The organism is Streptomyces griseiscabiei, assembly GCF_020010925.1.
GTDB classification, from domain to species: domain Bacteria; phylum Actinomycetota; class Actinomycetes; order Streptomycetales; family Streptomycetaceae; genus Streptomyces; species Streptomyces griseiscabiei.
This window is the reverse complement of record NZ_JAGJBZ010000003.1, coordinates 1071574-1091013: the sequence shown is the minus strand read 5'-3', so window position 1 is coordinate 1091013 and position 19440 is coordinate 1071574. Positions and strand designations below refer to the sequence as shown.

The following is a 19440-nucleotide window of genomic DNA, read 5'->3' as shown; positions in this document are numbered from 1 at the left end:
AGCAGTCCCCTCTCCCCCGGTGAACTGGCCTTTTGTGTTCAGCCGCAAGAGCGTGGCCGAGCACGGCACCACCGGGCGATGGTGAGGGGACACGCCACCACGGGGGGTGGCGCCGAACCGGACGGGGGTCGTCCAGCATGAGCCGAGCATCCGCCGCCGCCTGGGTCAGCGCGGTGATCGTCGCCTTGACCGCGGCCGGCTGCACCGCGGACGCGGGCTCCGAGCACGGCTCCGCCGCCGACCGGGAGCGGGGCTCGCGGAGCGAGACGCTTCCGGGCCGTGAACTGACCGACGCCGAGCGGCTTCTGATCCAGCGCGCGGAAGGACTGCTCGTCAAGAAGTGCATGGAGGCCGCGGGCTTCGCGTACTGGGTGGAGAGGCAGCCGAGCCCCGACGAACTCAAGGGCGGCGGATACGTACTGACGGACGCCGACTGGGCGAAGCGGCACGGTTACGGCAGCCGGATCACCGCGAAGCTCCTGGCGGCCCAGCGCGACGACCCCAACCACGACTACGCCGACGCCCTCCCGGACAAGGAGCGTGTCCGCTACGGCAGGACACTCGAAGGCGGCCCGTCGGCCGGGATGGTGACGGCGAGACTTCCGGGCGGCGGCGGCACGGTCCAGACCCCCCGCGCGAGCTGTCAGGTCGATGCCAAGAGCGAGCTCTACGGCGACTTCGAGCGCTGGTTCCGGGCCGAGAAGACAGCCACGAACCTCACCTCGCTGTACGTACCGAAACTCCTCAAGGACGAGCGCTTCGTCGACGCCGTCGCCCAGTGGTCCGCGTGCATGCGCGAGGCGGGCCACGACTACGCCGACCCGCCGGCCGTCCAGGAGCGTCTGCCCCGGCTCACCGAGGGACTGAGCGCCGACCGCGCGTACGCCACCGAGGTACGGCTGGCGGTCGCCGAAGCCACCTGCGCCACCGGGACCCCGCTCGCCGGCACGGCTCGCGCGCTGGACACCGAGTACCGGGAGAGGGAACTCGGCACCTACGGCGAGGACGTCGCCGCCTACCGGCGGATGAGCCTCACCGCCCTGGACCGCGCCGAGGACATCACCGGCTCGACGACCTGACACCACCCGGCCCGGACTCCCCGGGCCCACACCGGACTTCCGCGGCATCACGGCCCCGGACGATCCAGCACGACCACCGACACACCCACATCAGCACCCACATCAGAAGGAGCGATCCACCATGCGCAAGATCCTCGCCACCGCCGCCGCACTCGGTCTCGCGGGCCTCGGCATACTCGTCCCCGCCGGCAGCGCGCAGGCGTCGGCGGCATGCGACACCGCGTGGAACAACGCCACCTCGGGCTACTTCTACGCCTACGCCAACGACAACTGCAGCGGCGTCCTCGGCAAGGACGACGGCTCCGACGCCAACTGGGTCGACCGTGCCGGCGCCTTCCAGGGCAACGACAACGACGACGCGGAGTCGATCCTGCACAAGGGCACCTCCGGCCTGGCCGTCAAGGTCTACCAGCACATCAACAACGGCGGCGGCCACACCTGCATCAAGAAGTCCGAGTACTACATGAGCAGCCTCGCCGGACACACCTACACCAACGGCGCCAGCGCGGACCTGAGCATCAGCGCCCACAAGTGGGTGGCGAACTCGGAGTGCGACAAGTTCCTGGACTCCTGACCGACCGCCCCGCCACCAGGAAGGAAGGAGCGAAGCGCCATGCGGAAGATCCTCGCCACGGCCGCCGCGCTCGGCCTCGCGGGCCTCGGGGTACTCGTCCCCGTCGGCGGCGCGCAGGCCGCCACACCGTGCGACGCCGTGTGGAGCAGCGCCGTACCGGGCTATCTCCACGCCTATGACGGCACGGACTGCGCCGCTGTTCTCGGCAGGGCGAGCGGCGACGACGCGAACTGGGGCGACAGCTCAGGCCCGTTCCAGGGCGGAGACACGAACAGGGCGTCCTCCGTCCTGCACAAGGGCGCCTCCGGCCTGGCCGTCAAGGTCCTCGACGGCACGGGACAGGACTGGGACGGCGGCCACGTCTGCCTCACCGGATCCCAACGCTATGCGAGCGATCTGTCGGAGCACACCTTCTCCGACGGCACGGGCGCGGACAACGCGATCAGCTCCCACACGTGGGTGCTCGCCGCGGACTGCGGCACGTTCCTGTAGCCGTGGCAGCACGGCGAGGGCCCGCCGGTCACGATCGGCGGGCCCTCGTTCGCGTGTGCGGGACGGCTCAGTGGAAGAAGTGCCGCGTGCCCGTGAAGTACATCGTCACGCCCGCCTTCCGCGCGGCCTCGACGACCAGTTCGTCGCGGACCGAACCGCCCGGCTGCACCACGGCCTTGACGCCGGCGGCGGTGAGGATCTCCAGCCCGTCGGGGAAGGGGAAGAACGCGTCGGAGGCGGCGTACGAGCCCCGCGCGCGCTCCTCGCCGGCCCGCTCGACGGCGAGCTTCGCGGAGTCGACGCGGTTGACCTGCCCCATGCCGACGCCGACCGAGGCCCCGTCCTTGGCGAGGAGGATCGCGTTGGACTTGACGGCCCGGCAGGCTTTCCAGGCGAAGGACAGCTCGGCCAGCTCGTCGGCGGAGAGGGCGTCCCCGGTCGCGAGGGTCCAGTGGGCGGGGTCGTCGCCGTCGGCCTGGAGCCGGTCGGTCACCTGGAGGAGCGCGCCGCCGTCGACCGGCTTGAGCTCGACCGGCGCCCCGGGCGCGCCCGGGGCCTTCAGGACCCGGATGTTCTTCTTCTTGGCGAGAGCCTCCAGGGCCCCCTCCTCGTAGCCGGGCGCGACGATGACCTCGGTGAAGATCTCCGCGACCTGCTCCGCCATCTCCTTGCTGACCGGACGGTTGACGGCGATCACACCGCCGAACGCGGACAGCGGGTCGCAGGCGTGCGCCTTGCGGTGCGCCTCGGCGACATCCGCGCCGACCGCGATCCCGCAGGGGTTGGCGTGCTTGATGATCGCGACGGCCGGCTCGTCGTGGTCGTACGCGGCACGGCGCGCGGCGTCCGTGTCCGTGTAGTTGTTGTACGACATCTCCTTGCCGTGCAGCTGCTCGGCCTCGGCGAGACCGCCGCTCCCGGAGACGTACAGCGCGGCGGGCTGGTGCGGGTTCTCGCCGTACCGCAGGGTGTGCGCGCGCTCCCAGGTGGCCCCGAGGAAGTCGGGGAACTGCGAGTCGTCGGCGGGGGCGTACGAGGAGGCGAACCAGGAGGCCACGGCGACGTCGTACGCGGCCGTGTGCTGGAAGGCCTCGGCGGCGAGCCGCTTGCGGGTGGTCAGGTCGAAACCGCCGTCCTGCACGGCGTTCAGGACATCGGCGTACCGCGCCGGGCTGGTGACGACGGCCACCGACGGGTGGTTCTTCGCCGCCGCGCGGACCATCGACGGGCCGCCGATGTCGATCTGCTCGACGCACTCGTCGGGGGTGGCCCCCGAGGCGACGGTCTCGCGGAACGGGTACAGGTTGACGACGACCAGGTCGAAGGGGGCCACGCCCAGCTCGTCGAGCTGCTGCCGGTGGCTGTCCAGGCGCAGGTCGGCGAGGATGCCCGCGTGCACCTTGGGGTGCAGGGTCTTGACCCGGCCGTCCAGGCACTCGGGGAAGCCGGTCAGCTCCTCGACCTTGGTGACGGGGACGCCGGCCGCGGCGATCTTCGCGGCGGTGGAGCCGGTGGAGACCAGCTCGACACCGGCCTCGTGCAGCCCGCGCGCGAGCTCTTCGAGACCGGTCTTGTCGTAGACGCTGACGAGCGCCCGGCGAAGGGGCCGCTTGTTGCTGTCGGCGGTCACTGGATAACTACCTTTCGTCCCTCAATGCGATAGCCGTTGCGGGCGAGCCGCCCCACGACATCGACGAGCAGCCTTCGCTCGACTTCCTTGATGCGCTCGTGCAGAGCGCTCTCGTCGTCCTCGTCCCGGACCTCCACCACGCCCTGCGCGATGATCGGCCCGGTGTCGACGCCGTCGTCGACGAAGTGGACGGTGCAGCCGGTGACCCGGGCGCCGTACGCGAGCGCGTCCCGCACCCCGTGGGCCCCCGGGAAACTGGGGAGCAGCGCCGGGTGCGTGTTGACGAACCGCCCGCCGAACCGGGCCAGGAACTCCTTGCCGACGATCTTCATGAACCCGGCCGAGACGACGAGATCGGGCTCGTACGCGGCGACGGCCTCGGCGAGCGCCTTGTCCCACTCGTCGCGCGTCTCGTGGTCCTTGACCCGGCGGACGAAGGTCGGCAGCCCGGCGCGCTCGGCGCGGGCGAGCCCCTCGATGCCGTCGCGGTCGGCTCCGACGGCGACGATCTCGGCTCCGTAGGCCTCGGCGCCGGTGGTCTCGATGCCGTCCAGCAGCGCCTGGAGGTTGGTGCCTGATCCGGAGACCAGCACGACGAGGCGCTTGGCCACGGGCTTGGCGGCCACGGTGGGGCCCTTTCTACGGGTACTGCGGGCGACGTTCGGTCCGTCGGCCACCTACGCACACGCGTCCCGCGCACTTGTATGTTCATACGAATGCTTCGCGTCCCCCAATACGGGGAAGTCTACGAAGCGGCCGACCGTCAGCAACGATACCGGCACACCGGACGGCCCCCGTGGGACGGGGGCGTGGCCGGAAGGTAGCGTCTGCGAGGAGTGGGCTCGGGAACGCGGTCGGTATGCGGGGCGTTCACGGAGTGACAGCTCATGCGCCACCAGTAGATTTCACCGCCGAGCACACCTCCCAGTTCCTTCATCGCCCTAGTTCTCCATCGCCCTAGTTCTTCATCGCCGTATTCACCAAGGGGAAGACGCACTCCTGATGCCGGACCGCAGCCTCCGCCTTCCTTCGCTCCTGTCGCGCGAGCGGAGTTCCTCGCCCACGCCTCCGCGCGAGAGCGAGGACGCCCCCGAGCAGTCCGGGCAGCCCGGACGGGGCCGGGGCGCGGGCTCTTCGGACGACAACCCGTTCGCACCGCCGCCCGAGGGCGCGCCCGACCGGCCGTGGCAGCCGCGCCGGCCCGACGGCCGGGATTCCGACGACGGATCGGGGCGGGGCGGTGGTCGTTCGCCGTGGGGCAGTCAGTGGAGCGACCGGCAGCCCGGCCGCTCCTCCGGCGGACCCTTCGGTGAGCGTTCCGGCGGCCAGGGCGGACCGGGCGGTTCCGGCCAGGGGCCCGAGGGCGGCCCCGGCGGCAGACTGCGCTGGGACCCGACGGACCCCGCCCAGCGCCGCGCCCGGTACGCACTGCTCTGCGGCATGTGGGCCTTCTTCTTCGCGCTCTTCGCCTGGCCGTACGTCGCCCTGCTGCTCGGCTCGCTGGCCGTGTACTGGGCCGTCAGCGCGCTGCGGGCCAAGCCGCAGACCCCGGACCCGTCCCGGCCCGCGGCGCCCGAGCCGAGTGGGCGCCCCCAGCGGACGGCGGCCATCAGCGGGCTGGTGACCTCCACGATCGCCCTCGCCATCGTCGTGATCACGTTCACGGCCCAGTTCGTCTACCGCGACTACTACACCTGCGTCGAGGACTCCCTCACCACCACCTCCGCGAAGTCCTGCAAGGACCTCCTCCCCGAGGGCCCGCTCCGCGACATCCTGGGCGCGCAGTAGCCCCACGCCCCTGACCCACTTCTGAAGGCGCCCCCGGACACTCCGGGGGCGCCTTCACACCATCAGGGGGCTTCGTCGGGGGTGGGGTCGGGGACGTCCCGGTGCTCGTGCCGGTCGGTGGAGGCCGCCTCGCGCAGTGCCGCCCAGCGGGCCGTGCGGGAGCCCGGGTCCCAGACGGGCGGGGGTGCGGGCGGCGTGGGAGCGGTGGGTTTGGAGGCGTACGGGTCGAGGGCGTCGTACGGCGTGAGGGCGTCGGAGGGACGGTCGCCGTCGCCGGTGCCGGCCCCAGCGCCAGCGCCACCCTCAGCACCCGCACCCGCACCCGCACCTGAGCCCGAGCCCGACCCCATGTCCGGTTCAGACCCTGGTCGTGAACCGGTTTTCGCACCGGTGTTCGCGATCGGCGCCGAATCCCCCGGCATCGGCCGCTCGCCGGAACGCCTCCTCGGTCTGGAGAGCCATGCCGGGAGCCGGCGTGGGCGTCCCGGGAGAAGCGGGAGCCGCTGACCACGAGGCCGCGTCTTCGGCTCCGACGACACCGACGACACCGATGCCGCTGACGACCCTGCCGGCCCCGTCGGCTCCGTCGACCCCGTCGGCTGTGCGAGGACGGCCCCGGCGGTCGTCACCCTCAGGTCACCGGAGTCACCGGAGGCCGTCCCGCCCTTCCGCGCCCCGTGCCGGAACACCCTCGCCAGAGCCCCTCTCCCAAACCGCCGCCCAGATCTCTCCCCGGCGGACACCCCTGTCCCCGCCGCACGCTCCGCGCCCGCGGCCACCCCGGCGCGCGCCCCAGGCACCCCGCCCGTACCCGTCCGCCCGGCCTTCTCCGCCGCTTCCGCCCGCTTGCGCGCCCGCACCCGCGCCCACCGCGCCCCGAGGGCGACCGGTACTCCCACCGCGCTCACCCAGGCCACGGTCGCGCCGCCCGTCCGCCACCACACGGGTCCGAAGTCGGCCAGGGCGGCGAGACCGAGGGGGCCGCCGGAGAGGAGGGTGAGCAGGGCGAAGGCCATGGCGCAGAGGAGGGCCGCGAGGAGGGTCGCGCCGACCGTCCGCCACGGGGACCACGGCGCCGCCCGGTCGGCCGCGGCCCGCGCCCCGGTGAACCATCCGACCGTCGCCCCCGCGGCCAGCGGCACCGCGCCCACCGCCCAGTACACCGGCGTGCCCCCGCCCTCCGGGACGGCCGCGAGCAGGGGAAACGGCGGCAGCAGGACCGCCACGGCCGGAGCCGCCGCCGCCAGCGGCTCGACCGTGTCCCCGGCGCCCAGCACGAACCCGGGACCGAGCGCGTACGCCGCCGCCCACAGCGCCGCGTTCGGTACGAGGGCGAGGCAGAGCAGCAGTACGGCGAACCGCCCGGACAGCGCCTCGGTGAGCTGGAGGAAGGAGTCGCGGGCCGCGCCGCCGTGCCAGACCAGGGACACGCCCACCAGCAGAGCACCACCGCCGGCCAGCACGAGCATCCCCGCCCCGGCGGCCCGCCCGGCGGCTGCCGCGAGATGCCGTCGCCATGCCGTCGCCGGGGTACCGCCGAGGAGCGCGGGCAGGGGCAGCCGGGGGCGCCCGCGCCCCGCCCACACCCCGGTACCCGCCGCGAGCGCCGCGAGCAGCGGTACGCACAGCGCGGCCCACAGCCACCGGGGCCGCAGCACTCCACCCGAGGCGTACAGCGTGACCACCGCGCCGACCGCCGCGTAACCGATGACGAGCCCGGCCCACATCGCGCGGGCGCTCACGGCCGAGCCCTCACCCGCGTGGTCACGGGCCGACCGGTGCAGCAGCACCGCCGGAAGGGCGAGCAGGAGGAGGGGGACGAGGCCGACCGGGGCGGGGGCACCGGAGAGCGTGTCGACGCGGACGAGTTCCACCCCGTGGGAGAGCAGCCACAGGGCCGCCGCCACGTGCAGCGCCCCGCCGGGCCCGCTGTCCGGGTACGGCGAGCTGATCCACAGCATCATCACCAGGGCGACGAACGCCCCGAGCCCGAGCCCCGCCGCCAGGGCCCCGCCCAGCATCCCGGCCACCAGCTTGGACGACCGCCGGCGCGCCCGCCTGATCAGAGGCGACAGCGGAGACCTCGGTGAGGACGCGTACAGGGACGCCGTCGGTGACATGGGCCTCGGCTCGTTCGGGTCGGTCGCGTGAGTCACGTCGGCCATGCTCCCAACGACACGCGCTTTACCGGCGTAACAAAGGATTCGTGCACGTGTCGCCCAATATGTGCTTATGTGCTTTTTCGTACGAGGGTTGCTCCGACAGAGGTCGCTACGGCGGGAGGCGATCCGGTGACCGGGCCTGGGACCGAGTGGTACCAGCAGCCCCTCGGCACGGACGGCGCCCCCGCCGCCGACGATCCGGCCCGGCCCCGCACCCCGGCCCCCCTGACCCCCGCTCAGGCCTTCGACGCCCTGTACGCGTACTGCGCCCCCACCCTCGTCCAGCAGACGTACCTGCTCACCGGGCAGCACCGACTCGCCCGCGAGGCCGTGGAGCGCGCCTTCCAGCTCGCCTGGCACCGCTGGCCGGAGGTGGCCGTCGACCGGGACCCGGCGGGCTGGGTGCGGGCCGCCGCCCATGACTACGCCCTCTCCCCCTGGCACCGGCTGCGCCCCCGCCGGCACCCCGAACCCCCGCCGGCCGACCCCACCGGCCGCGCCCTGCTGACCGCGCTGCTCGAACTGCCGCCCCCGTACCGGCGCACCCTGCTCCTCTACGACGGCGTCGGTCTCGACCTCCCCGACACGGCCGCCGAGACCGAGGCCAGCACGCCCGCGGCGGCGGGCCGCCTCCTCTACGCCCGCGCGACCGTCGCCGCGCGCCTGCCCGAGCCGGTCGCCCCCGACGACCTCAACCGCCTCCTGGCCACGCTCCCCTCCGGCATCCGCCCGGGACCCACGAAGCCCCCCGCCCTCCGCGCCCGGGCCGATCTGCGCGCCCGCCGCTGGATCCACGCCGCCATCGCCTTCACCACCCTCCTCCTCGCCACCACCACCCTCACCCTCCACACCGCCCCCGACCACTACGAGCCCCCGGTCCCGCCGGGCGCCCCCGTCCAGGGCATCCCGCCGAAGGCGGCCCCCGGCCCTCTCTCCAAGACCGAGCAGAAGCTCCGCGCCAGGCTCAGATCGGCGGCGGCCGCGGGCCCGGAACGCCTGCACCCGGAAGCCCACTGAGCCGATACGCCAGCGGGCCCGCACCCCACGTGGGGTGCGGGCCCGCAAAGGCTCAGCCGGGCTGAAGAGCTCAGCCGTTGAGGATCTCGCGCGCGAGCTTCGCCGTCTCGGTGGGCGTCTTGCCCACCTTGACGCCGGCGGCCTCCAGGGCCTCCTTCTTCGCGGCGGCCGTACCGGAGGAGCCGGAGACGATGGCGCCGGCGTGGCCCATGGTCTTGCCCTCGGGCGCCGTGAAGCCGGCGACGTAGCCGACGACCGGCTTCTTCACGTTGGCCTTGATGAAGTCGGCCGCGCGCTCCTCCGCGTCGCCACCGATCTCACCGATCATCACGATCAGGTCGGTGTCGGGGTCGGCCTCGAACGCGGCGAGCGCGTCGATGTGCGTCGTACCGATGACCGGGTCGCCACCGATGCCGACGGCCGAGGAGAAGCCGATGTCACGGAGCTCGTACATCATCTGGTACGTCAGCGTGCCGGACTTCGAGACCAGACCGATGCGGCCCGGCTTGGTGATGTCGCCCGGGATGATGCCGGCGTTCGACTGACCCGGGGTGATGAGACCGGGGCAGTTCGGGCCGATGATCCGGGTCTTGTTGCCCTGCGACACGGCGTACGCGTAGAACGCGGCCGAGTCGTGGACCGCGATGCCCTCGGTGATGACGACCGCGAGCGGGATCTCGGCGTCGATGGCCTCGACGACGGCGGACTTCGCGAAGGCCGGCGGTACGAAGAGGACGGACACGTTGGCGCCCGTCTTCTCGATCGCCTCGGCGACGGTGCCGAAGACCGGGATCTCGGTGCCGTCGACGTCGACGGACGTGCCCGCCTTGCGGGGGTTCACGCCACCGACGATGTTCGTGCCGTCGGCCAGCATGAGCTTGGTGTGCTTCATGCCCGTGGCACCGGTCATGCCCTGGACGATGACCTTGCTGTCCTTGTTCAGGAAGATAGCCATGGCTGTTCTGTCCCTCTTCCCTTACTTCGCAGCCGCGAGCTCGGCGGCCTTGTCGGCCGCGCCGTCCATGGTGTCCACGCGCTGGACCAGCGGGTGGTTGGCGTCGGAGAGGATCTTGCGACCCAGCTCGGCGTTGTTGCCGTCGAGGCGGACGACGAGGGGCTTGGTGACTTCCTCGCCCTTGTCCGCGAGCAGCTGCAGCGCCTGCACGATGCCGTTGGCGACCTCGTCGCAGGCGGTGATGCCACCGAAGACGTTGACGAACACGGACTTGACGTCCGGGTCGCCGAGGATGATCTCCAGGCCGTTCGCCATGACGGCGGCGGAGGCGCCACCACCGATGTCGAGGAAGTTGGCCGGCTTGACGCCACCGTGGTTCTCACCGGCGTACGCGACGACGTCCAGGGTGCTCATGACGAGACCCGCGCCGTTGCCGATGATGCCGACCTCACCGTCGAGCTTGACGTAGTTGAGGTTCTTCTCCTTGGCGGCGGCCTCGAGGGGGTTCGCGGCCGCGTGGTCGACGAGCTCCTCGTGGTCGGGGTGGCGGAAGTCCGCGTTCTCGTCCAGGGAGACCTTGCCGTCGAGGGCGAGGACGTCACCGGAGGCGACCTTCGCCAGCGGGTTGACCTCGACGAGGAGGGCGTCCTCGTCGATGAAGGTCTTCCACAGCGTGACGAGGATGTCGGCGACCTTGTCGGCGACCTCGGCCGGGAAGTGCGCGGCCTCGACGATGCCACGGGCGACCTCGGGGGTCACACCCACGTTGGCGTCGATCGGCGTCTTGGCGACGGCCTCGGGGCGGGTGGCCGCCACCTCCTCGATCTCCATGCCGCCCTCGACGGAGGCGATGGAGAGGAAGGTGCGGTTGGTGCGGTCGAGGAGGTAGGAGACGTAGTACTCCTCGACGATCTCCGGAGCGGTCTCGGCGATCATCACCTTGTGGACCGTGTGGCCCTTGATGTCCATCCCGAGAATGTCCGTCGAACGGGCCACGGCCTCGTCCGGGGTGGCGGCGAGCTTGACGCCGCCGGCCTTGCCTCGACCACCGACCTTCACCTGCGCCTTGACGACAGACTTGCCGCCCAGCCGCTCGGTGATCTCGCGCGCCGCCTCAGGCGTGTCGATGACTTCACCGGCCAGCACCGGTACACCGTGCTTGGCGAAGAGGTCCCTCGCCTGGTACTCGAACAGGTCCACGCGCTTCCGTCCCTATCAGTGATCGCGGTTCGTCTGATGCGTGGGCGTGCCGCGAAGGGCAACGTGACGTCCGCCGAGAGTCACAAGGGAGGCGCACACGGTGTCCGAGCGCGCGGCATGTCCGTCTCGCAGGTTATCGCTGCTTCCGGAGGGCCCCTAAATCGAGGGTCACACCTGAGCGGTGATACCTGTCACATGATGCCGCGCTCACTGGCACCGCGTGCCGCGCGTGCGGGATCTCACCGGACGGGGGTACGTCCGGTGAGATCCCTCCGAGGCCCTTCACCTCTTCCGAAGGGCCCCTCGGCGGGGGATCCCCTCCCCATTCGGGGACCCTCCGCCACCGCCCCCGGCTCCCACCCGGACCAGGCCGACGGCTTTCGGCCGTCCGGGTTTCAGCCGATGGGCGGTCGTCCACCACCGCCTGCGGGCTGCTGCCCGCAGGCGACCGCCCGCGCGGGGTCAGGGCCCGCGGGCGGCACGGCCGACGGCCATCACGTCGGAGCGGCGGGGATCGCGGAGTTCGCTGTTCATACGAACGTCAGTTCCTTGGGGAATCCGAGTACGGGGGAGCCGTGCGGGACCGGGGCGGTGCGCGGCCGGCGCCGAGAGGCCGGGCTCAGCAGGGCGAGGGCTCAGCAGGGCGAGGGCACCGGGACGGCGGGCAGCCCTCCCTGTGCCGCCCCCGCGCGGCGGTGCGGCGGGGGTGGAGGAACCGGCTCTAGCCGGGGAACTCGGGGATGTCCCGGTGCCGGTCCCGGGTCCCGTCCGTGGCGTCGGCCACGGGGGCGCCGGGCACGAGGCTCAGCGGCGCCCGGTCGAAGGAGGCGACGGTGTACGGCTCGGCGTGCCGGTCGGCAGACCGTCGGGGTGCTGCTGCGCAGGCACTCGCACGAGGGACGCGACCCCGGCACCGGTGTCCCGGCGCGGAGCCGACACGGCCACCGCGCCGAGGGCGGCGGCATGCGGCCCGTACCCGACGGCCACGTGGGGCCCGGAGGTCCGCTCGCCGTCGCGCCCGCCGTCGTCGTCGGCCACGGTCGGGCCCGGCCTCTCGGCCGCCGCCCGCCCCGGCTCCAGCGGCGTCACCTCGACGGGCGGTGCCTCGACCGGCAACGTGGTCCAGCCGGGCAGGGCCGGCAACTCCGGAAGCTCCGGCACCCCGGGCAGCGACGGCAGCCCGCTCACCGGCGGGAGCTGGGAGGTCACCCCACCGAGTCCCTCGGTGACGGACTCCACCAGCTCCCCCACCGGCACCACGACCTGCTCGGTGACCGGCCGCACCACGTCCTCCACGACCGGCCGTACGACCTGCTCGGTGACGGGTCGTACGACGTGCTCCACGACCGGCTCACCGACCGGCCGCACGGCTTGCTCGACCACCGGACGCGCGACCTGCTCCGCGGCCGGACCGGTGGCTTCGGTGACGGCCGCGGTGACCGTGGACGACAGCGGTGACGGGGCCGAGGTGCTCTCCGTCGCGCTCGCACGCCCCCCGCAGAGGACGCCCAGCGCGAACAGCCCGCCGACCAACAGCGCGACCCGCACCGCGCGGCGCCGGGCGGCCTCGCGCACCACGCGCTGGAGGGCACCGGCACCGGGAAGCGCGGCTGCTGACGTCAGGACGGGCAAGACGGGGAGGACCCTCCCGTGCGGCGGAACGGCGAAATACGGGGCGAGAATGCGGAAGATGCGCGAGATACGAACACCCGTGTGAAGGGTGTGAGGCGTTGCCGATCCTCGCACGGGACTCCCGCTCTCGCGCAAGCCCGTGGTCACCGCCGCGCTGTCATGTCCTCTTTTCAACCTCCCCTGTCCGGTAACCGACTGCCGTCACACCCGGTCGGGTATCGGCAACGGCCGCTTCTCGATCGCCGCGGCCATCACCTCCGGGAACAGGTCGGGCGTGCAGGCGAACGCCGGTGCGCCGAGCGCCGCGAGGGCCGCCGCGTGCTCGCGGTCGTACGCCGGCGCCCCTTCGTCGGAGAGCGCCAGCAGGGTCACGAACTGCGTCCCCGAGGCCTTCATCGCCGCCACCCGCTTCAGCATCTCGTCCCGTATCCCGCCCTCGTAGAGGTCGCTGATCAGCACGACCACCGTGTCCGCGGGCCGGGTGATGCGCGACTGGCAGTACGCGAGCGCCCGGTTGATGTCGGTGCCGCCGCCGAGCTGGGTGCCGAAGAGGACGTCGACCGGGTCGTCGAGCTGATCGGTGAGGTCGACGACGGCCGTGTCGAAGACGACGAGCCGGGTGCTGATGGACCGCATGGACGCCAGCACCGCCCCGAACACGGACGCGTAGACGACGGACGCCGCCATCGACCCCGACTGGTCGACACAGAGGACGACCTCCTTCTTCACCGACTGCGAGGCCCGCCCGTATCCGATGAGCCGCTCGGGTACGACCGTCCGGTACTCCGGCAGATAGTTCTTGAGGTTGGCCGCGATCGTGCGGTTCCAGTCGATGTCGTGGTGGCGCGGCCTGCTGACGCGGGCGCTGCGGTCGAGGGCGCCGGTGAGGGTGGCCCGGGTACGGGTCGCGAGCCGCTTCTCCAGATCCTCGACGACCTTGCGCACGACGGCCCGCGCGGTCTCCTTCGTCGTCTCCGGCATGGCCTTGTTGAGGGAGAGGAGCGTGCCGACGAGATGGACGTCGGCCTCCACCGCCTCCAGCATCTCCGGTTCGAGGAGCAGCGCGGACAGTCCCAGCCGGTCGATGGCGTCCCGCTGCATGACCTGGACGACGGAGGACGGGAAGTACGTCCGGATGTCACCCAGCCACCGGGCCACCGACGGTGCCGACGCCCCCAGCCCCGCCGAACGGCCCTGCCCCGCCCGCGGCTTGTCCCCCTTCCCCTTGCCGTCCCCGTACAGCGCGCCCAGCGCCTGGTCCATCGCCGCGTCCCGCCCGCCCAGCGCGCACCCCGTGCCGTCGGCCGCGTCCCCGCCCAGCACGAGCCGCCAGCGCCGCAACCGCTCGTCGGCCGCGTCCTTGCCCGCGCCCGCGTCCGCGTCCGCGTCCGCTCCCGTCGTCATCCGCGCACCCCCGCGCGAGGCCGGGCCCAGAGGGGCATCACCGTCACGGTCGTGGGGCGGTCGCCCGGCCGCGCCACGCGGCCACGCACCGGCCCGTCCCCGGTGTCGATCGTCTCGGTGGTCCGCCTCGGCTCACGCGCGCGCAGTCCGTCGGTCGTCATCCCGCCACCCCCACAAGGTCGTTGTCGTCGGCCACGAGGCCGCTCGCGTCGGCGGTCGCCCGCCCCTCGTCGTCCAGGCCCAGCAGCAGCCGCACCACCGGCAGCACCGCGTCCGCGCGGTCGCCGTCGAGGTCGTCGGCGTAGCCCGGTATGCCGCCGGATCCGGTGGCCGCCGCCCCGCTCCGCCGCGCCGGCCCGCGCCGCACCAGCTCGCCGAGCGTCCGCCGCACCCCCGGCTCGTACGCCGCGAACGTCCGCCGCAGCAACGGCAGTACGTCCGTGAACGCGTCCCCGGGCACCCCGGTCAGCCAGGCGTCCACCAGGCCGAGGAGGCGCTCGTCGTGCACGAGCAGCATGCCGCCGCCGGAGCCGCCGCCGACGAACCCCTCGATCCACGCCGCCGCGTCCGCCGGTGCCGTGCCCGGCGACAGCACGAGCCCCATGAGCCGCGCCGCCTCGTCCTGCGCCAACTCCCCGTCGTCCAGCAGGAGTCGTACGGCCCGGCCCCGGATCACCCCGGGCACCGTGTCCCGCCCGGAGAGGATGTGGAGCACCGAGTGCCAGCGGCCCCGTGTCCCGCTCCTGGCGCCCGTCCCTGCCGCCGCGCCGGCCCCGCTTCCGCCGGACGGTGCCGTGGGGGCCTCCGGGGCGGTCTCGCCGAGCAGGCCCACCGCCCCGTGCACGGCGTCCACATGGCGGCGCATCTCCTGGGCCGCCTCGGTGTCGAGCGCGGCGCACGCGGGCGGCAGGCCGACGAAGACACGCTCGGCGAGCCCGGCGGCGACCTCGGCGAGCGCCCGGGTGTCGGTGGCGCGGACGTCGCCGTAGCGGAGGGAGCGGACCAGGGCCGGGAGCGCCTGGGCGAGGTGGCCCACGTCGGCGTCGAGGGCGGCGCGGTCGGCGAGCACGCGCATCACCACGGGCAGGGCGTTGGGGAGTCCGGCCAGGAGGCAGTGTTCGGCGAGGCCGGTGATGTCGGCGAGCGACCGGGCCGTGACGGCGTCCGCCTCGGCCTTGGCGGTCGTCGCGGAGAGCACCGTGGTCCCCCAGATCCCGGCCTCGGCGATCCGCACCGACAGCTCCGGCTCCCAGCGCAGCCGCCAGGTCTCCCGGAACGTGCCCGTGCTGCCGCGCGAGGCCGTCGGCTCGCCCCAGCCGACGCCGAGCAGCCGGAGCCGGTGCAGCAGCCGGCTGCGCTCCGCGTCGTTCTCCTTCCGCAGGTCCAGCTCCACCTCCCGCTCCAGCGCCTCCGGCTTGAGCCGCAGCCGCCGCTGGAGCCGGGTGAGGTCCCGCTGCAGCGGCACCGCCGGCGCCGACTCGGGCACCTCCCCCAGAACGTCGCCGACGATCAGCCGGTCCCGCACCAGCGACAGCGGTACGTCCGAGCCGTCGCACATCACCGCCCGTACGGCGTCGGTGGTCTCGGTCAGGCCCGGCAGCGGGCGCCCGCGCATCGCGGCGAGTGTCCCGGCCAGCCGCACCGCCTCGATGACATGGGCGGAGGAGACGATCCGGTCCTCCTCGCGCAGCAGCCCCGCGACCTTGGTCAGCCAGCGCTCCACGGGACGGTCGGGCGCGCCGAACAGGTGTCCGTACCAGCCGGGTGAGTCGATGCCCGCGCCGTAGCCACCGGCCCGGGCGAGCCTCCGGTTGGTCCAGGGCACCCAGGTCATGTCGGTCCTGACCTTGGGCAGCCCCTTCAGCAGCGCCCGGTCGGCGGCCACGGTCCGCTTCTCGCGCAGGGCGGGCACATGCCAGGCCCCGCACACCACGGCCACGCCGTCGTCCCCGAACTCCTTCTGCGCGGCGCGCAGTTGCAACCGCATGTACGCCTCGCGCGCCGGATCCCGGTCGCGGCCCCCGGTCCCGTACACCTCACGGAGCGCGCCCATGGCCTCCTCCAGCACGGTGAACGGCGCGAAGGCGTCCCCGCCCGTCCCCCGGTGCTCGACCACGTCCTCCCACCACCGCTCGGCATCGTCATATCCGGCGGCCTCGGCGAGCGCGCCGAGCGGATCACCCCGGACCACCTCGCTCTCCGCTTCCCCGCTCTCCGGCTCCCCGCTCTCCGGCTCCTCGGTCTCCGGCTCCTCGGTCTCCGCCCGGGCCAGTGTGTGGGTCGCCGGAAGGTCGATGAAGCGGGCCGGAACGCCCTGGGCGAGGGCCCACTTGAGCGCCACCCACTCCGGGGAGAACTCCGCGAACGGCCAGAAGGAGCACCGGCCCGGTTCGTCGACCGCGTGGGCGAGCAGCGCGACCGGCGGCCGCATCTCCTCGTCGGCGGCCAGCGCGATCAGCCCGTCCGCCTCCGGCGGCCCCTCGATGAGCACGACCCGGGGCCGGGCCGCCTCCAGCGCGGCCCGCACGGCCCGCGCGGACCCGGGCCCGTGATGCCGCACACCCAGCAGCAACGGCCCGCCGGCGGCGCGAGCCCCTGTCCCGCCGAGCGCCCCCGCGCCTTCGGGGCTCTCTGCCCCGGCGCGCGTCGTCACCCCGGACTCCGCCATCCCCTCGGCGCGCGCGTCCACCCCGTTCCCTCCGCCCGGCCCTGCCGCCTGCCCCGGTCCGTCGGCCGGGGCGCCCTCCCGCCGCCCCGTCACGCGCTCGCCTCTCGGCAGGCGCGGTAGAAGTCGGTCCAGCCGTCGCGCTCGCGCACCACCGCTTCCAGGTACTCCTGCCAGACGACACGGTCGGCGGCCGGGTCGCGGACGACGGCGCCGAGGATGCCGGCGGCGACGTCGGAGGCGCGCAGGACGCCGTCGCCGAAGTGGGCGGCGAGGGCGAGTCCGCCCGTGACGACGGAGATCGCCTCGGCGGTGGACAGCGTGCCGCTGGGGGACTTCAGCTTCGTACGGCCGTCCGTCGTGACGCCGTCGCGCAGTTCGCGGAAGACCGTGACGACGCGGCGGATCTCGTCGACGCCGTCGGGTACGGCCGGCAGGTCGAGGGAGCGGCCGATCTGGTCGACGCGGCGCGAGACGATGTCGACCTCGGCGTCGGCGCTCTCCGGCAGCGGCAGCACCACCGTGTTGAAGCGGCGGCGCAGCGCGCTCGACAGGTCGTTCACCCCGCGGTCGCGGTCGTTGGCCGTGGCGATGAGGTTGAAGCCGCGGACCGCCTGGGTCTCCTGCCCCAACTCCGGTATCGGCAGCGTCTTCTCGGACAGGATCGTGATCAGTGTGTCCTGGACGTCGGCCGGGATGCGGGTCAGCTCCTCGACGCGGGCCGTCATGCCCTCCGCCATGGCCCGCATGACGGGGCTGGGCACGAGCGCGTCACGGCTGGGACCGTGGGCGAGCAGCCGCGCGTAGTTCCACCCGTAGCGGATCGCCTCCTCCGGGGTGCCCGCCGTGCCCTGCACGAGCAGCGTGGAGTCGCCGCTGACGGCCGCCGCGAGGTGCTCGGACACCCAGGTCTTGGCGGTGCCCGGCACACCGAGCAGCAGCAGGGCACGGTCGGTGGCGAGGGTGGTGACGGCGACCTCGACGATGCGGCGCGGCCCGACGTACTTCGGGGTGATCACCGTGCCGTCGGGGAGCGTCCCGCCGAGCAGATAGGTGGCGACGGCCCACGGCGAGAGCTTCCAGCGGGCCGGCCGGGGCCGGTCGTCCTGGGCGGCGAGCGCGGACAGTTCCTCGGCGAAGGCGTGCTCGGCGTGCGCCCGCAGCACTTCACCGCCCGTGCGCGCGCTCTCACTGCCCGCATACCCGTTCGCGGGCGCGGACTGGTTGTGGCTCGGGTCGACAGTGGTCGTTCCAGCAGACGCAGGCATGGCTGAGTCCCCCTCCAGCTCGGCCGGTTCGGATCTGGTGACCACCCTGCACCACGCCACTGACAATCCAGTCTGACCTGGGGAAATTGGATCGCGCAAGCCAATTGTCAGTGGTGGGATCTACCTTCAGAACATGACTCAGCAGGGGGTGCGCTGGACGGCTGAGCAGGTGCTGGCATTGGCACCTGACGCAGCGTCGCGCAAAGCCGGAAGCAAACTCGCCGTGGCAAGGCCGTGGTCGAGTGCTGGCAGTTCGGACGAGGGGACGGTGTGGGGACTGTGCAAAGGAAGTGGCAGCAAGCCGTATCAGACGATCATCGACGTGGCGGACTCCTCCAGGCCCGCCTACAACTGCAGTTGTCCGAGCAGGAAGTTCCCGTGCAAGCATGCGCTGGGGCTGCTCCTGCTCTGGTCGGGCGACGACACCGCGGTGCCTTCAGGACCGGTGCCGGACTGGGCGGAGCAGTGGCTGTCAGGCCGCCGCACGCGCGCAGCGGCGAGGACGACGAGGACGGACGCGGCATCTGGGGCCACGTCCGCTGATCCCGAGGCGGCGCGCCGGCGAGCGGAGCGGCGCGCCGACCGGATCACCGCGGGCGCGGCGGAGCTCGAACAGCGTCTGACCGACCTGTTCCGCGGCGGCCTGGCCGCCGCGGAACAGGCGGGGTACGGGCTGTGGGAGGAGACGGCGGCCCGGATGGTCGACGCCCAGGCCCCCGGACTGGCGGCGCGGGTGCGGGAGTTGGGCGCGATACCCGGCTCCGGCCCGGGCTGGCCGGTCCGTCTCCTGGAGGAGTGCGCGCTGCTCCATCTCCTAGACCAGGGCTGGCTGCGCCGCGATCTGCTCCCGGACGGCCTCGCGGCCACGGTCCGTTCCCGGATCGGTCTGTCCGGCTCCCCGGACGGCCCGCCGGTCCGCGACCGCTGGCTCACGCTGGCCCAGTACGACACGTCCGACTCCCACCTCACCACCCGCCGCGTCTGGCTGTACGGCACCGGATCGGGCCGTACGGCGCTGCTCCTCTCCTATGGAGCCGCCGGCCGCGCCCCCGAGCTGTCGCTGCCGGTCGGGCTGGCGTTCGAGGCCGAGGTGTCGGCCTACCCGGGCGCGGGACAGCCGCGCGCGGCCCTCGGCGAGCGCTTCACCGCGCCCGAGCCCACCGCCGCGAGACCGCCGGGGATCACTCCGGCCGAGGCCGCCGCCCGCTACGGCACGGCCCTGCGGGACGACCCCTGGCTGGACTCCTTCCCGGTCACCCTCACCCGCGTCGTCCCCACCCCGGACGGCGACTCCTGGCAACTGGCCGACGCCGACGGCGACCTGGCCCTCCCCCTCACCCCCTCCGCCCGCTCCCGCCCCGGCCTGTGGCGCCTCCTGGCCCTCTCCGGCGGCACACCGGTCACGGTCTTCGGCGAGTGCGGCCACCGCGGCTTCACACCGCTGACGGCGTGGGCGGAGGCGCCGGCGGGGGCCGGCGGACAGGCGGTGACGCTGTGCTGAGGGGGAGCCGGAGCGGCGGAAGCGGAGGCGACGGTCGCGAAAGCAGAGGCAGAGGCAAAGGCAGCGGCAGCGG

16 protein-coding genes are annotated in these 19440 nt (G+C 73.3%); 6 read left to right on the top strand and 10 right to left on the bottom strand.

The features are described from left to right. Positions 1 to 137 precede the first annotated feature (137 nt). From J8M51_RS38815 to J8M51_RS38805, 3 genes are all read left to right on the top strand, one after another. Positions 138 to 1079: a hypothetical protein gene (locus tag J8M51_RS38815; protein ID WP_086755256.1), complete on the top strand. Its 942-nt coding sequence runs from the start codon at positions 138 to 140 to the stop codon at positions 1077 to 1079. Positions 1080 to 1200: 121 nt separating this feature from the next. Further along, positions 1201 to 1653 carry a hypothetical protein gene (locus J8M51_RS38810; protein ID WP_086755255.1) on the top strand — a complete coding sequence of 151 codons (453 nt, stop codon included), beginning with the start codon at positions 1201 to 1203 and terminating at the stop codon, positions 1651 to 1653. 39 nt (positions 1654 to 1692) lie between these two features. Further along, positions 1693 to 2145, top strand: coding sequence for a hypothetical protein (locus J8M51_RS38805; RefSeq protein ID WP_086755254.1), 453 nt, complete (start codon positions 1693 to 1695; stop codon positions 2143 to 2145). A gap of 67 nt (positions 2146 to 2212) precedes the next feature. On the opposite strand, the gene purH is transcribed toward J8M51_RS38805, so the two are convergent. Next, positions 2213 to 3775, bottom strand: coding sequence for a bifunctional phosphoribosylaminoimidazolecarboxamide formyltransferase/IMP cyclohydrolase (purH, locus tag J8M51_RS38800; RefSeq protein ID WP_086755253.1), 1563 nt, complete (start codon positions 3773 to 3775; stop codon positions 2213 to 2215). Further along, on the bottom strand, positions 3772 to 4401 hold the full coding sequence (purN, locus tag J8M51_RS38795; RefSeq protein WP_086755252.1) for a phosphoribosylglycinamide formyltransferase: 630 nt from the start codon (positions 4399 to 4401) through the stop codon (positions 3772 to 3774). The genes purH and purN overlap by 4 nt, the downstream gene beginning before the upstream one ends. Positions 4402 to 4777: 376 nt before the next feature. Here purN and J8M51_RS38790 point away from each other — a divergent pair, with 376 nt between their 5' ends. Further along, the gene (locus J8M51_RS38790) at positions 4778 to 5563 is read left to right on the top strand and encodes a hypothetical protein (protein WP_216589998.1); all 786 of its coding nucleotides are present in this window, start codon (positions 4778 to 4780) and stop codon (positions 5561 to 5563) included. A 62-nt stretch (positions 5564 to 5625) separates the two neighbouring features. Here J8M51_RS38790 and J8M51_RS46180 read toward each other — a convergent pair whose 3' ends face one another. Continuing rightward, on the bottom strand, positions 5626 to 7728 hold the full coding sequence (locus tag J8M51_RS46180) for a cell division protein PerM (RefSeq protein ID WP_317853005.1): 2103 nt from the start codon (positions 7726 to 7728) through the stop codon (positions 5626 to 5628). Between the two features lie 126 nt (positions 7729 to 7854). Between J8M51_RS46180 and J8M51_RS38780 the strand changes: the two genes are divergently transcribed. After that, positions 7855 to 8742, top strand: a complete 888-nt coding sequence (locus tag J8M51_RS38780; protein WP_267299878.1) for an RNA polymerase sigma factor — start codon at positions 7855 to 7857, stop codon at positions 8740 to 8742. 70 nt (positions 8743 to 8812) lie between these two features. Here J8M51_RS38780 and sucD read toward each other — a convergent pair whose 3' ends face one another. The 7 genes from sucD to J8M51_RS38745 all read right to left on the bottom strand — a co-directional run bounded on the left by sucD (position 8813) and on the right by J8M51_RS38745 (position 17866). Beyond that, complete coding sequence (gene sucD / locus J8M51_RS38775; protein ID WP_086763983.1) at positions 8813 to 9697, bottom strand: succinate--CoA ligase subunit alpha; 885 nt, start codon at positions 9695 to 9697, stop codon at positions 8813 to 8815. A gap of 21 nt (positions 9698 to 9718) precedes the next feature. Then, entirely contained in the window at positions 9719 to 10897 is a 1179-nt protein-coding gene (gene sucC, locus J8M51_RS38770; RefSeq protein ID WP_086763981.1) for an ADP-forming succinate--CoA ligase subunit beta, read from the bottom strand. An 804-nt stretch (positions 10898 to 11701) separates the two neighbouring features. Then, positions 11702 to 12529, bottom strand: coding sequence for a hypothetical protein (locus tag J8M51_RS38765; RefSeq protein ID WP_267299877.1), 828 nt, complete (start codon positions 12527 to 12529; stop codon positions 11702 to 11704). A 201-nt stretch (positions 12530 to 12730) separates the two neighbouring features. After that, entirely contained in the window at positions 12731 to 13933 is a 1203-nt protein-coding gene (locus J8M51_RS38760; RefSeq protein WP_267299876.1) for a VWA domain-containing protein, read from the bottom strand. Next, the gene (locus J8M51_RS38755) at positions 13930 to 14094 is read right to left on the bottom strand and encodes a hypothetical protein (protein WP_179203401.1); all 165 of its coding nucleotides are present in this window, start codon (positions 14092 to 14094) and stop codon (positions 13930 to 13932) included. Before J8M51_RS38755 ends, J8M51_RS38760 begins: the two co-directional genes overlap by 4 nt. Then, positions 14091 to 16601, bottom strand: coding sequence for a DUF5682 family protein (locus J8M51_RS38750; RefSeq protein WP_256966116.1), 2511 nt, complete (start codon positions 16599 to 16601; stop codon positions 14091 to 14093). Before J8M51_RS38750 ends, J8M51_RS38755 begins: the two co-directional genes overlap by 4 nt. A gap of 89 nt (positions 16602 to 16690) precedes the next feature. After that, on the bottom strand, positions 16691 to 17866 hold the full coding sequence (locus J8M51_RS38745) for an ATP-binding protein (RefSeq protein ID WP_267299875.1): 1176 nt from the start codon (positions 17864 to 17866) through the stop codon (positions 16691 to 16693). Positions 17867 to 17999: 133 nt separating this feature from the next. On the opposite strand from J8M51_RS38745, the gene J8M51_RS38740 reads away from it, so the two are divergent. Continuing rightward, entirely contained in the window at positions 18000 to 19367 is a 1368-nt protein-coding gene (locus tag J8M51_RS38740) for an SWIM zinc finger family protein (protein WP_267299874.1), read from the top strand. The last annotated feature ends 73 nt before the right edge of the window (positions 19368 to 19440 follow it).